Origin of the sequence: Paraburkholderia unamae (genome assembly GCF_003096875.1) — a bacterium.
GTDB classification, from domain to species: Bacteria; Pseudomonadota; Gammaproteobacteria; order Burkholderiales; family Burkholderiaceae; genus Paraburkholderia; species Paraburkholderia unamae.
In genome coordinates this window covers 155,095-168,745 of sequence record NZ_QEOB01000009.1, presented here as the reverse complement: position 1 = coordinate 168,745, position 13,651 = coordinate 155,095, and the positions used below count along the sequence as shown (strand labels likewise).

Annotated in this window: 11 protein-coding genes; 2 read left to right on the top strand and 9 right to left on the bottom strand. The window is 58.4% G+C overall.

What is annotated here, in order from left to right:
• Positions 1-185 precede the first annotated feature (185 nt).
• Positions 186-2,114, top strand: coding sequence for a hypothetical protein (locus tag C7402_RS19950; RefSeq protein ID WP_116611784.1), 1,929 nt, complete (start codon positions 186-188; stop codon positions 2,112-2,114).
• 136 nt (positions 2,115-2,250) lie between these two features.
• Here the strand turns inward: C7402_RS19950 and C7402_RS19945 are convergent, their stop codons facing one another.
• The 9 genes from C7402_RS19945 to rfbB all read right to left on the bottom strand — a co-directional run bounded on the left by C7402_RS19945 (position 2,251) and on the right by rfbB (position 12,380).
• Positions 2,251-3,060, bottom strand: a complete 810-nt coding sequence (locus C7402_RS19945; RefSeq protein ID WP_116611783.1) for a class I SAM-dependent methyltransferase — start codon at positions 3,058-3,060, stop codon at positions 2,251-2,253.
• A gap of 194 nt (positions 3,061-3,254) precedes the next feature.
• Positions 3,255-5,132, bottom strand: coding sequence for a glycosyltransferase family 2 protein (locus tag C7402_RS47725; protein WP_165841939.1), 1,878 nt, complete (start codon positions 5,130-5,132; stop codon positions 3,255-3,257).
• Positions 5,133-6,467: 1,335 nt separating this feature from the next.
• The gene (locus C7402_RS19935; protein WP_116611781.1) at positions 6,468-7,217 is read right to left on the bottom strand and encodes an ABC transporter ATP-binding protein; all 750 of its coding nucleotides are present in this window, start codon (positions 7,215-7,217) and stop codon (positions 6,468-6,470) included.
• 10 nt (positions 7,218-7,227) lie between these two features.
• Complete coding sequence (locus C7402_RS19930) at positions 7,228-8,010, bottom strand: ABC transporter permease (RefSeq protein WP_116611780.1); 783 nt, start codon at positions 8,008-8,010, stop codon at positions 7,228-7,230.
• Between the two features lie 58 nt (positions 8,011-8,068).
• Complete coding sequence (locus C7402_RS19925; RefSeq protein ID WP_116611779.1) at positions 8,069-8,977, bottom strand: glycosyltransferase family 2 protein; 909 nt, start codon at positions 8,975-8,977, stop codon at positions 8,069-8,071.
• Entirely contained in the window at positions 8,977-9,870 is an 894-nt protein-coding gene (rfbD, locus tag C7402_RS19920) for a dTDP-4-dehydrorhamnose reductase (protein ID WP_208948957.1), read from the bottom strand. Before rfbD ends, C7402_RS19925 begins: the two co-directional genes overlap by 1 nt.
• Before the next feature lie 7 nt (positions 9,871-9,877).
• Entirely contained in the window at positions 9,878-10,429 is a 552-nt protein-coding gene (rfbC, locus tag C7402_RS19915) for a dTDP-4-dehydrorhamnose 3,5-epimerase (RefSeq protein WP_116611778.1), read from the bottom strand.
• The gene (gene rfbA / locus C7402_RS19910) at positions 10,414-11,307 is read right to left on the bottom strand and encodes a glucose-1-phosphate thymidylyltransferase RfbA (RefSeq protein ID WP_112172538.1); all 894 of its coding nucleotides are present in this window, start codon (positions 11,305-11,307) and stop codon (positions 10,414-10,416) included. The genes rfbC and rfbA overlap by 16 nt, the downstream gene beginning before the upstream one ends.
• 11 nt (positions 11,308-11,318) lie before the next feature.
• On the bottom strand, positions 11,319-12,380 hold the full coding sequence (gene rfbB, locus C7402_RS19905) for a dTDP-glucose 4,6-dehydratase (RefSeq protein ID WP_112172537.1): 1,062 nt from the start codon (positions 12,378-12,380) through the stop codon (positions 11,319-11,321).
• Between the two features lie 408 nt (positions 12,381-12,788).
• Here rfbB and C7402_RS19900 point away from each other — a divergent pair, with 408 nt between their 5' ends.
• A complete protein-coding gene (locus C7402_RS19900) occupies positions 12,789-13,640 on the top strand; it encodes a symmetrical bis(5'-nucleosyl)-tetraphosphatase (protein ID WP_112172536.1) in 852 nt (283 codons plus the stop codon).
• Positions 13,641-13,651: the final 11 nt, after the last annotated feature.

Here is a 13,651-nt window from a genome sequence, read left to right as displayed (position 1 = left end):
CAATTTTCACAGGATGCATCGGAGTCCGCTCCGGTATGCCCCGGCACGAGCACGTCACATCGGCCTGCTCCGCGCTGGCCATCGGTTCTTTGAGCAGCCCCGCGGCATATTGAAATGATCCGCTTCGTGCAAATGCAGAACGCATTTGCACGAAATTAAGAATTAAATGTTCTCTTGAGGAAAACGTGAAGCTAGAAAAACAGACCTGGAGATTGTGCGCATTAGGGATTATTAGCGCAATCATCTACGTTTTTTCCATTCACTTCAGAATGGGAAATGCTCTGCCTGACGATGCTGCGTTTTTCTTGCGCTACGCCGAAAATATGGCGCACGGCGAGTACTGGGTATGGAATCTCGGTGAGTCTCCTGTATGGGGCGCGAGTGCTCCACTGTTCCCACTGCTGCTGATCCTACCCCTAAAATTAGGCGTCGATCCAACGGCCGCCATCATCTGGACTAGTACGTTCGTTTCGGTAGTCAGTCTGACTGCATGCTCGCTGATGCTGGCTGAACGATTTGGTTTGCTTGCCGGCATAGCCTTCACGGTCCTCTCCTCGCTTGATACCGGGCTGATGTATTTCGCGGGATCTGGCCTGGAGTCGCCATTGACGTATGCAATGCTCGTGTTTGCATTGTATGCGCTGCTTTACAGAAAATCTGATGTCATGGTGGGCCTGGCAGCGGGCTTGCTGGCAGTTCAGAAATTAGATCTGGTCCCGGTAGCCGGTTTGCTTCTCATTGCCCATTTCGTGATGTTGCGGAAATTGGCATGGAGGGGTGTTTTTGTAGCGTTGATTATCGCCGCGACATGGTACTGTTTCGCGCGGTTTTGGTTCGGCGCCCCAGTTCCCAATTCATTCCTCACCAAAGCATTTCATCAAAACGATTTCCATCGGTCGATTGAGTGGACCTGGTTTGCTAACTCACTCCTCTTCCGCTTTAGTCATTGGATCTACGTTCTTCTGGCATGTCTGGGCATCTGGAAGTGCTCTAAACGCCATTTCCCAGTTGTCTTGTTTGCCTTGGGAGCGATGTGCGTTCATGTAGCGGCGTATTCGATCAAATATCCGTTCGAGCCGTACGATTGGTACTACATGCCAGCACTGATGCTGCTGACCGTACTCGCCAGCCTGGGTGTGGCGCAAGTGGCAAGCATTGTTCAGCTGAAAAAAAATCTACCCGAACAATTCGCCGGAATATGCGGTGTCGCGCTATTGCTCGCCATCGTCGTTCACCTATGGTCATTTGAACGCGCTGACACGGAATCTCGAATAAACTGGTTGAATACCGTGGAGTTCGATCGCGCTGAAGCGGGACGCTGGGTCAACGAGCACACGCCTCAGTATTTCAAGGTTGCCACGGCCTGGGGCAACCCTGCCTTGTACTCCGGGCGCTATGTCTATGACTGGTCGTTTCTGAATCGTCACTACGAATCCGGAAATCTGATCGAAAAGTATCGACCAGAGATCATCATTATGCAGAACGCAGAGGACTCCACACCTAAGCGCCCTGCCAAACTTAGCGATGACTATGAAGCGGTGCGTGTTTTTGATAGCGGATTGGCTGCCGGCGAGGGAAATATTTTCTTTGTCGTTTATGCGCGCAAGGACCTGATCGGAAAAATAACGGGCGTATCATTCCCGTTGAAAACGGCCTGCAAGTCAGAAGATGATTGCGATAAGTATCAGCCGTTGTCGCTTCAGAAGGCGACTTCCATAACGCTCCACAGCCCCGCAAGCGAAACTTCGTCGTTGTGCGCAGTTGACCTTGTGAACGATGTTCTCTTTGCGCAAAGCAAGCAAATTCATCGAGCCCATCCTGTGACGATTAGCGGATGGTCGATAATGTCGGGCGACGTAAAAGCATTGCCCGAAGAAGTGCATCTGGAGTTCTCTAACGGCACCGCTGCATATTCAGTTCGGGCGCGGAGTCAGTATCCTCGCGCAGACGTGCCGCATGCCCTGAACCTTCCCGTTGCATTGACGAATTCCGGCTTTCGTGTGCTCGCGGATCTCTCTACCCTGACTGATGGCAACTATTCCTTGTCGGTAGTGATGACTCGAGGAAATACACGGCAAACCTGCGGGCCATTCCCTGTTGCACTTTCACAATAAATTTGCGAGGGCGGGCGGGCACTTCCGCCCGCCTATTGCATAGATAGAGTATCAGGCTATGCGCCGGTAAGGGCTACGAACCTTTATTTACGTGATGCAGGAAACTTCGGCCACCTGGTCAAGCCGGCTAAACGAATTAGCGCTTACGGCAAACCACGATGTCCTGCCAGTCATGGATCGCGCCTGGAACGATCTCTACAATCTCAAAGTGGCGATTCCACTTGTCCAGGACGTAGGTCGTTGGAATGAACGTGATGCCATAGTCATAGTCTGACTCGGTAGGATGTCCCGCACCCTGCCGTATGAATGCATATTGCCCGCCATCCATGCGTGACGACGCATCAGGTAGTGCTTCAGCTGGAATGCCGACGAGGCTGAACATGCGCTCGCTCGTCCTCACCTTCCGAAATGCTGTTTCTCCATGCGTCGACAGGAAGAGGTAGGCGCCCTGCTTCGCAATCCTCGACAGTTCGGTCAGGTAGAATTCCTGAGACACTTCGGTTATATGTGAAAACACGGAAACCGAAATAATCGCGTCAAACGAACCATCGTCGAACGGAAGCGGCTTGTTCGGCTCGCTCTTCACGGCTGACATGTGGGTGAGATTCGCGTTGATCCATTCCACGTGCCGGGTGTCGATATCACATCCGACTATCTTCGATGGATGGCCAAGGAACATGCGACCCAGCCTTCCACAACCGCAACCAAAATCCAGAATACTTGCGAACTCGCTCAGTGACTTAGGGCTGCTTTTTGAGATCGCCTCAAAAATATGCGTCCCGTGCATCGCAAAGTGCTGCTCGTTGTCCGTGGCTGAGACCGCCTGCATCAACTCCGGCGGTGGAAAAGGCGCTACCCGCGAACGCAACGATGCGTCCTCGAATATTCGTCGATCGTTAAGATCAAGCCAATCACGAACCGCACTCTGAAGCGAACTGTTTCCCATGGCACACCCAATGTGAGTTGCTGTGGACCAACGTCGGAAGTTACAGATGCGCAGCTATAGTAGCATCCCCCAGTTCGAACCAGGTGAACACCGCCGCTCAGATTAACATGGCTTTGAAATCAGGTCTTACACAAATGCGGACGATCACGACGCGTGGGCAGGCCGAACCCATTGCCTACGGACGTCCCGCGCCATCAAGCAAGCGGCTTCACCCTGGGCGGCCAGGCCAAACCAAAATCGTCATATTCGAGCGTCAGGTTCGGACTGTATGCGGGATCGTTCTTCAGCAATTTCCCCCAACGCCCCAACATATATTCAATCTCTCCCATGAAGCGCGCCTGCTTCACCGGATTGTCCTCGAACCCGCGCGTCGCCGATTCGTGGTGATACAACTCCGCGTACGGCGTCCAAACGTTACGGTAACCGGCCTCAAGGACACGAATGCAGAAGTCGATGTCATTGAAAGCCACCGTCAGATCTGTTTCGTTCAGACCGGCCACCTCGTTGTAAATCGACTTACGTACGATCAGACATGCAGCGGTGACGGCCGAGAACGAGCTAATCAAGCTGGCCCGGCAAAAGTAGCCCGGGTACCCTCGCGGCGCGTTCTTGTGCGCGTGCCCAGCGACACCCAGAACACCCAGGACGACGCCGCCATGCTGCAACGTATCGTTCGGATACCACAGCTTGGCTCCTACGGCACCGACGCCTGGCTGAAGCGCGATTCCAACCATCTCCGAAAGCCAGTCTGGAGAAATCACCTCGATATCGTTGTTGATCAGCCCGATAAATTCTCCATTCGCCACTTCGACAGCCGCATTGTTCAGTGCCGAGTAGTTGAATGGCCTGTCGTCGCGCAGGATGCGAATACGTGAATCATCTTTAAGCGAATCGAAATAGCGCAGCGTAGCCGGATCGTCGGAACCGTTATCGACCACGATGATTTCGTAGTTCTCGTAAGACGTTTTCTCGACAATGCTTTCGATGCATTGGCGAATCAAATGCAGCCCGTTACGCGTCGGAATGATCAAACTCACCAGCGGTACCGCGCTGGGTAGTTCGTATCGAGCACGATAGCCCAAGCCTGTGTACTCGATCACACCCGCCACGTTCGTCCGCTGAAAATGCTCATTGAGCGCACGTTCACCCGCAACAGCGGCATAAGGTTTCGCATCCGCACCAGAAGCGGTGCTTTCAGCATGAACCCGCCAGTGGTACAAGACGCGCGGAATGTGATGAATCGCGCTCACGTCCACACGCTCAATACAACGCAATGCCAGATCGTAGTCCTGAGACCCTTCGAGACCAACACGGAAGCCGCCAACTTCATCCAGCAGTGACTTTTTATAGACTCCCAGATGACTGAACATGTTGTGCGAATAGAACAGATCGGGATTCCATGCACACTTGAAATAGGGATCGTGACGCCTCCCGGACTCGTCCATCTTGTCTTCGTCCGAGTAGATCAGTTGCGCAGCCGGATTGTCATTGATCGCATCGGCAACGCAATAGAGTGCGTATTCGGGCAACAAATCGTCATGATCGAGCAGCGCAACCCACTCGCCCGTCGCGACGCCAAGCGCACTGTTTGAAGCGGCGGAGATATGACCATTTTTCTCACGGAATACCACCTTGATCCGCTTGTCCTCGCGAGCATAACGCTCCAGCAAGGGACGAATGGCAGGATCAGGCGATACGTCGTCAGCGATGCATAGCTCCCAGTTCGGATAAAGTTGATTGCGTACCGACTCGATCGCTTCCGAGAGCCATTCGGGCTTCGGGTTGTAGACCGGCATGACTACCGAAATCAGAGGAGACTTGCCGAAACTTGCAATACGCTTGCGTATCGCCTGCCTCATGGCATCGTCGACCTGGTCATACCGCCGGACCCACTCCGTGTAGTCTCCCTGAATCCCCGCACCTGGACCCGTAGTACCAAGCAATTTGATTCGCTGTCGCACACCGGCGAGGCCTTCACGACGATACACCCCGTATGCCTTGCGCAAAGCTCCACTGACGCCGGCCCCAGCAGTTGCCCGACGCACCACGGATCGCGTTCTGATCACCGTCATCTTCGGCCAACGCAACGGCGCGGTCAGACGCCAGGAAGTCGAATTGACGAGTGCGTGAATATCCAGACGCAGGACGTCGATCTGCCCTTCGCGCGCCGAAGCTTCCCGTTTCAGATCATCGACACGCGATGCCAATTGTTTGCGCTCTCCGCGCAGCGTCGTCAACTGAGAACTTTGCTGACGCGACTCTTTCTGAAGATCCAGAACTTTGCGCTCATCGCGCTCCATTGTCCGCCGCAATTCTGCTAGCTCACGATCATGAGACACAGTCTGTTGCTGTGCGGCGGCAAGCTGCGTCTCGCGAGCTATTACTTCGTTGCGCAACGCGTCAATTTGCGAGAGTTGCTCGTCGACGCGCTGGCGCAAGCGCGCCGACTCGTCGGTGATCTGTTGCCAGGATTCTGCGGGCGATCGTTCGAGGATCGACCATTGATTCTCTGTTTGAGGCGGGACTATCGACGCGCCCGATTGCGCGTTGAGCGCCGTTACGGCGCCAACCACCGCACCATCCTCACCTACGACGACACGCTGCCCAAGAACATTCTTCTGTGCCGTCGCCTTCCGGATAATGCAGAGCGAATTGGCGAATTGCACCGAATGGATCATTCCGAGTACGTCTTCGGACACACTGACACCATACTCGCGAACAAACCCGTCGAGCAGCGCCGCCGCCCGTCTGTCGATCCCCCAGTGCTCGTGATTGATCACATCGGCAAGGTGTTTGAAAAAGGAAATCGAGGAGTACGGGTGATACAAGCCGCCGTCAAAGTCCTTTGAATAGCTGCAATGCAAATCCTCGGCAATGAACACGCCGCCGTCTTCGATCCGGGCGAAATACCGCAGGAACGATTTGACGATATCACCGGACTTATGCGAACCATCGTCGATGACAATATCGAAGCGCTCCGCATGTGCCGCGATCAAACGTTCGGTCTCGTCGAGGTTCGCATCGCCCGTCACGACGGAGATACGGGGATCCGTATACGTGAGGGCAGCGCACGCCGGGTTGATATCACAGCCCACCACCGCGCGCGCATCTGGAAAGGCCTGCGCCCAAATCTCAAGCGATCCACCGTTCTGAATGCCGATTTCCAGGACGCTCACCGCTCGAGTGCGATACGGAGAGAGCACGCGATCGTACTCAGTCAGATAAATCGACCATTTATCCGACAACTTGCCATGGTGCTCGTCGTATAACTGTTGCAGTGTCTTCATTCCGAACGAACCTCGTTTCCTGCCTATCTCTCATTATCCGGTCGGCCCGACAGACCGCTGCCGGGCGCAGCGCTTATTGCAGACGCTTATCTCAGAAGTGAGCGCCACACATCGACACCGTCAAGCCGTAGACGCCTCATACGCCGCCACGACTTCCTCGGTCGGCCCGAACGCGCGCACGCGTCCGCGCTCCATCCAGAGCACCTTGTTACACACCTTGCGGATCTCCGCATTCGAGTGCATGGCGAGTACGACGATCTCGGCGCGACCATGGAGATCCGCGAGCCGCACCTCTGCCTTGTGCATGAACGACGCGTCGCCGACACCCATCACTTCGTCGAGCAACAGAATTTCCGCGTCGACTGCGGTCGACACCGCAAACGCAAGGCGTACGCGCATCCCGCTTGAGTACGTGCGAATCGGCAAATCCAGATAATCGCCAAGCTCGCAGAAGTCCGCTATTTCCTGCTGTTTCGCCCGCACCTCCGCATCCGACATTCCGAGCAACAGCCCGCGCAGTCGGATATTCTGCATACCGGTCGAGTTCTCATCCATCCCGAGGCTGATATCCAGCAGCGGTACGACCTTCCCTTCGCGGGCCACCTCCCCGGCAGTCGGTGGGTAAATACCTGCCATCGCACGAAGGAGCGTCGACTTGCCGGCGCCGTTGTGGCCGATGAGGCCAATTCGGTCGCCGCGCTCGAAACGCACGCTCACGTCATCGAGAGCACGCACAACGATCACACCATCGTTGCCCTCAGCAATCCGGTTACGCCGCCCCACGCGCAACACCTGCTTTTTCAGCGAACGTCCCTGAACGTCGAAGATCGGCAAGTCGAGGGTCACGTTCTTTAGTTCGATATACGCCACGTCTTGCTCCTCACACCCAGTACGGAATGCGCTTCAGAAAGCGGCCGGTTATCAGCAGCGCCAGTGGCCAGCCGATCACGAGCATCCCGATCGTCACTTCCCAGGTCAGCGCGCTCGGCATCTGGCCGATCAATGGCTCTCGCACGACGCCGATCAGATATGCAAGCGGATTCCATTCGACGATAAACGCGAAACGATTCAACGCGTTCGGACGGAAAATAATCGGTGTCACGTAAAAAGCGACCTGGAGCAACGCACCGATGATCTGCGGCAAATCCCGGAAACGGGCCGACAGGAGCGCCGCCAGCATCGCGATCCACATTGTGTTCAGCACAAACACCAACAGCCCCAGAATGAACACCGGGAGCGCGGTCCAGCTCTTCACACCGAAAATTACGAGCAGCAGGATGACGATGACGAAGTTGTGCGCTGTCACGATCAGATTCCGCCACACAACTTGCAGGATGTAGATCAATTTCGGCGTAGCCATCTGGCGGATATAGGACGAGCTGCTGATGTAGGCGAGCGTGCCGTCCTGAACCGTCTGCGAAAACAACCCCCACAACACGAGGCTGGACGCCAGAAACGGCAAGTAGTCCTTCATCGACTGGCCGAACAGCGTGCCGTACACCATGCCGAGCGACCCGATCATGACGCCCATGCTGATCGTCAACCAGAACGGGCCAACGCGCGAGCGCGCATAGCGCTGCCGCACTTCAAGCCACCCAAGCAGCGTCCAGAGGCGCCAGGAAGCGATACTATTTCTTAGATCGAGCAGTGCAAAGGAGAACATGCGTTCGGTCTGAAGTCTCAGAAAGATAAGTTAATGTGACATTGTCGAAGACAGGCTGCTAGCCACGCGACAACGCCCCCAATCGGCCGGTCAGGCCATGCCAGATACCGAGCAGGGCCATTTTCAGATGTTCGGTGCGCGGTGACATGAACAAGGCATAAATCACGAGCCGCCCCGGCAACTTCACGAGTTCGGTCGACTTCCAGCTCCATGGCATATAACCGCGCCTCAACAGCGCAATGGCGTTGCGAAACTGGTAATAGTGACGCACGGCGCCGTGTCCCGGGTAGGCACGGCCGAACACCCGCACCGGCTCGCCGCCCAGAGAGTGCTTTAGTTTGAGCGCGGGCGCACCCAACACCGAAAAACCATGTTTGCGCGCGCGCACACACCACTCGAGATCGACAAAATCGATGAAGAGCGCGTCGTCCATCGGACCGATCTCCGGCCATGCTGCAAGATTGAGGCATGACCCGGATGTGATCAGAAAATCGACTTCCACCGGACGTGTCCCAACAGGCGCGATCCGTTGCAGTCGCAACATCCCGAATCGCACGAATGGCGCAACGCCGCCCAGCCTGCCGTCTTCGTAGGCGGGCCCGATCAGCGCCACCTTCACACCCCGCGCCAGCTCGCTCTCCATGGTTCGCGGCAACGTGAGAAGCAATTCGTCGGAGGGCTCGCTGTCCTGGTCGAAAAGAATGGCTTGTGTACAGCCGCGCGCAATCAAGGCCCCAACACCCTGGTTGATCGCGGTGGCAATGCCGAGATTCGCCCCATTTGGCAGGTAGACGATATGTGGGACGAGTCCGAGTGCGGCGGCATCCCGCACTTGCTCCGTGTTGTCGACCACCACGCAAGGACCAAAACTGGCTAGCCGGTTCGCCCGCGCAATGCAACCGTCGTCGGGACGGTAGAACACGACCACCGTGCCGGTCCCGGCATCGCCAACCACGCGTGCGCCCATCAATCTTCGAGGCAAATACGGAGTGCCTCGTCCCACGTCGGCAAGCGCAAGCCGAAGGTTTGCGCGAGCTTTTGACTCGCGAGACGCGAATTCGTCGGCCGCCTGGCCGGCACCGGATAATCGGACGCAGGAATCGGCACCACGTTCGGCGCCTTATCGCCCATTGCAATGTCGAGGATGGTCTGCGTGAAGCCGTGCCACGACGTGGCGCCTCCGGCCGTGAGGTTGTATATGCCGGAACGCTCGCGCCACCACGCAGCATCCCCGCCGCGCTGCGACGCCAGGCCCTGTGCAACGATGTGCGCACTCGCCGCTGCAATGGAGCGCGACCAAGTCGGCGCCCCAAACTGATCGGCGACCACACGCAACTCCGGCCGCTCCGCGCCAAGCTTCAACATGGTCAGCAGGAAGTTCTTCCCGCGCCGACCATACACCCAGCTCGTACGCAAAATCAGATGCGCGCAGCCGCTCGCCGCGATCGCCTGCTCGCCTTCGAGCTTGGTCGCCCCGTACACGTTCTGCGGATTCGTCGCATCGTCTTCCGCATATGGCGCATCCTTCGTCCCGTCGAACACGTAGTCCGTCGAGTAGTGAATCAGCGCCGCGCCGCAACGCGCCGCTTCCTCGGCCAGCACGCCCGGCGCCTCGGCGTTGAGCCGCCGCGCCGCAGCCTCGTCGCTTTCCGCCTTGTCGACAGCCGTATAGGCCGCAGGATTCACGATGATCGCAGGCTTCGCCTCGCGCACGACTTCGCGCACGCGATCGAGATCGGCCAGATCCAGCGCCGCGCGGTCGAGTCCTACCACGCGACCCAGCCCTTGCAGGCCGCGCAATAGCTCGTAGCCCACCTGGCCGTTCACACCCGTCACGAGGATCGTCGGTTGCTCGTTCATCACTCGCTCACGCAAAAACTTCGGCTTCGGCGAGGCGCTTGCCCGCCGCATCCTTCGCCGCCAGCAACGGCTCGAAGTCGATCGGCCACTCGATGCCGATTTCCGGATCGTTCCACACGATGCTGCGCTCGTGCTCGGGGAACCAGTAATCGGTCGTCTTGTAGAGGAACTGCGCCGACTCCGAAAGCACGACGAAGCCGTGCGCAAAGCCCGGCGGCACCCAGAGTTGACGATGATTCTCCGTCGAGAGCGTCACGCCCACCCACTTGCCGAAGTTCGGCGAGCTGCGGCGAATGTCCACTGCGACGTCGAACACCTCGCCCTCGACCACGCGCACGAGCTTGCCCTGCGCATGCTCGACCTGATAGTGCAGCCCACGCAGCACGCCCTTCGCGGAACGCGAATGATTGTCCTGAACGAACTCGACGCCCGCCTGGACCTGCTCCGCAAATTCGCGGCCGTTGAAGCTCTCGTAGAAGTAGCCGCGCGCGTCGCCAAAAACCTTCGGCTCGATGATCTTGACTTCGGGAAGGGCTGTAGCCGTTACCGTGATGGCCATGCGACTTGATCCGTAAGAATGTTTAACAGGTACTTGCCGTAACCGTTCTTCGCGAGCGGCTTGGCCAGCTTTTGCAGTTGCTCTGCATCAATCCAGCGGCGACGATACGCGATCTCTTCCGGGCACGCCACGACAAGTCCCTGGCGTTTTTGCAGCGTGGCAATAAACGTGGCCGCGTCGATCAGCGAATCGTGCGTGCCGGTGTCGAGCCACGCGTAGCCACGGCCCATGATCTCGACATTGAGCGCGCCGTCACGCAGATAGCGCGAGTTGACGTCCGTGATCTCAAGCTCGCCGCGCGGCGAAGGCTTGATGTCGGCCGCGATGTCGCACACGCGATTGTCGTAGAAGTAAAGCCCCGTGACCGCGTAGTTCGACCGCGGCTGCTCGGGCTTTTCTTCGATCGACAGCGCACGAAAGCCCTTGTCGAATTCGACCACGCCATAGCGCTCGGGATCCTGCACGTGATAGGCGAATACCGTCGCGCCCGCATCCTGCTCGTCCGCGCGCTCGAGCTGCTTCGCGAGATCGTGGCCGTAGAAGATGTTGTCGCCGAGAATCAGCGCCGACGGGTCGTTGCCCACGAAGTCGCGGCCGATGATGAATGCCTGCGCGAGACCGTCCGGCGAGGGCTGCACCGCGTACTGGATGTTCATGCCCCACGCGCTGCCGTCGCCGAGCATCGCTTCGAAGCGCGGCGTGTCCTGCGGCGTCGAGATGATCAGCACGTCGCGAATGCCCGCCACCATCAGCGTCGAAAGCGGGTAGTAGATCATCGGCTTGTCGTACACCGGCAGCAGTTGCTTCGACACTGCGTGCGTGATCGGGTAAAGCCGCGTGCCGGAACCCCCGGCCAGAATAATGCCTTTGCGCGCCATTGCTTTCGCCCTTACGCGCGCTGCGCGTAGTTCGTTTCGACCCACTTGCGATAGTCGCCCGAAGCGACTTCATCCGCCCATGCCTGGTTGTCGAGATACCAGCGCACGGTCTTCGCAAGGCCCGTTTCAAAGGTTTCCGCAGGCTTCCAGCCCAGCTCGCGTTCGAGCTTGCGCGCATCGATCGCATAGCGGCGATCGTGGCCGGGGCGATCGGTCACGTAGGTGATCTGGTCGCGATACGAGCCTGCGGCCTTCGGACGCATCTCGTCGAGCAGGTCGCACAGCGTGTGCACGACTTCGAGATTCTTCTTCTCGTTCCAGCCGCCCACGTTGTAGGTCTCGCCCAACTGGCCGCGCGCGAGCACTTCGCGAATCGCGCTGCAATGGTCGCCCACGTAGAGCCAGTCGCGCACGTTCTGGCCGTCGCCGTACACGGGCAGCGGCTTGCCGGCGAGCGCGTTGGCAATCATCAGCGGAATCAGCTTCTCGGGAAACTGGTACGGGCCGTAGTTGTTCGAGCAGTTTGTCGTGAGCGTGGGCAGACCGTATGTGTGGTGATACGCACGCACGAGATGATCGGACCCCGCCTTGGTCGCCGAATACGGGCTGTTGGGCGCGTAGGGCGTGGTTTCGGAAAACTGCGGGTCGGTCGCGGAAAGCGAGCCGAACACCTCGTCGGTCGAGACGTGCAGGAAGCGGAACGCGGCCTTGTCGGCCTCGCCCAGCGTGTTCCAGTACTGGCGCGTGGCTTCGAGCAGCGTGAAGGTGCCCACGACATTGGTCTGAACAAAATCGGCCGGCCCGTGGATCGAACGGTCGACGTGGCTTTCCGCGGCGAAATGCAGCACCGCGCGCGGACGGTGTTCGGCGAACAGCGCGTCGAGCGCGGCGCGGTCACAGATGTCCACACGGGCGAAAACGTGCTTCGGGTCACCTTGCAGCGATTTCAGGGTGCCGAGATTGCCTGCATAGGTCAGCTTGTCGACGTTGAGAACGGCTTCGTCGGATTGACGCAACCAGTCAAGCACAAAGTTGGCGCCGATAAAACCAGCACCGCCCGTTACCAGGATCATGGGACTCCTTTATTGGCGAGAATGGACGCCGATCTGCTGAGAAACGACCGCAGTCAGACGTTTGAAATAATGCTGTAAAAACGGAATTTTTGAGACAAAGCCGGTCAGTGGCATACCGATATTATTCGTCCTGCATGCTCAGGCTCTGTTTTTAGACCCACAATTATACGGCCAGCCAGCGCGAAAACCACATCGCTAACATCTTGAAACAGCTTGACAAATTGTGTCAGACGGGTTTTGCCATCCTTAATTTGACGCAACGCGACATACCCTGGCGCGAGCCAATGCAAGCCAATGCAATCCGGTCAGGTTCGCGCATTCCGCACTTTTGTCCTGTCACGTCCAGTTGCGCGACCTGTGGTACCGTCTGCGGTCGCCTCTGCCTGTCCCGCAACCGTAATCGATTCGATGAACACATCCTCGTTGCGCCCCGCCCCGCTCGCCTTCGGCGATCTTCAGGGGTGTCTCACTCCGTTTCGCGAGCTGCGCGCCAAGGCGGCGCCGGCCGCCGGCACGCCGCTCTGGTTCGCCGGCGACCTCATCAATCGCGGCCCGGCCTCGCTCGAAACGCTGCGCGAGGTCATCGCGCTCGGCGATCGGGGCGTGGCCGTGCTGGGCAATCACGATCTGCATCTGCTCTCGGTTTCGGCGGGCATCAGAAAGGCGAAGAAAGGCGACACGATCGACGCGATCCTGAACGCGCCCGATGCGCAGGATCTGCTGCACTGGGTGCGTCACCGGCCCATCGCGCACTACGAGAGCGGCATGTTGATGGTGCACGCGGGCGTGCTGCCGCAATGGGACGTGACGCTCACGCTGGAGCTTGCGCACGAACTCGAAACCGCGCTGCGCGGCAAGAACTGGAAGGAAACGCTCGCGGGGCTTTACGGCAATGAGCCGAACCGCTGGTCGAAGGATCTCAAGGGGATCGAGCGCCTGCGCATCACGTGCAGCGCGCTCACGCGCATGCGCTTTTGCAACCGCGACGGCGCGATGGATTTCAGCGCGAGCGGCGGCCTCGATTCCGCGCCCGCGGGCTACATGCCGTGGTTCGACGTGCCGGGACGCAAAACGAGCGACATCACCGTCGTGTTCGGCCACTGGGCCGCGCTCGGTCTCATGATGCGCGATAACCTGATCGGCCTCGACTCGGGTTGCGTGTGGGGCAATCGCCTTTCCGCGGTGCAGCTCGAAGCCGATCCCGCGCAGCGCACGCTCACCCAGGTCGCCTGCGCGGAGTGCCGCGCGATTGGCGCCTGAGTCAGGACCCG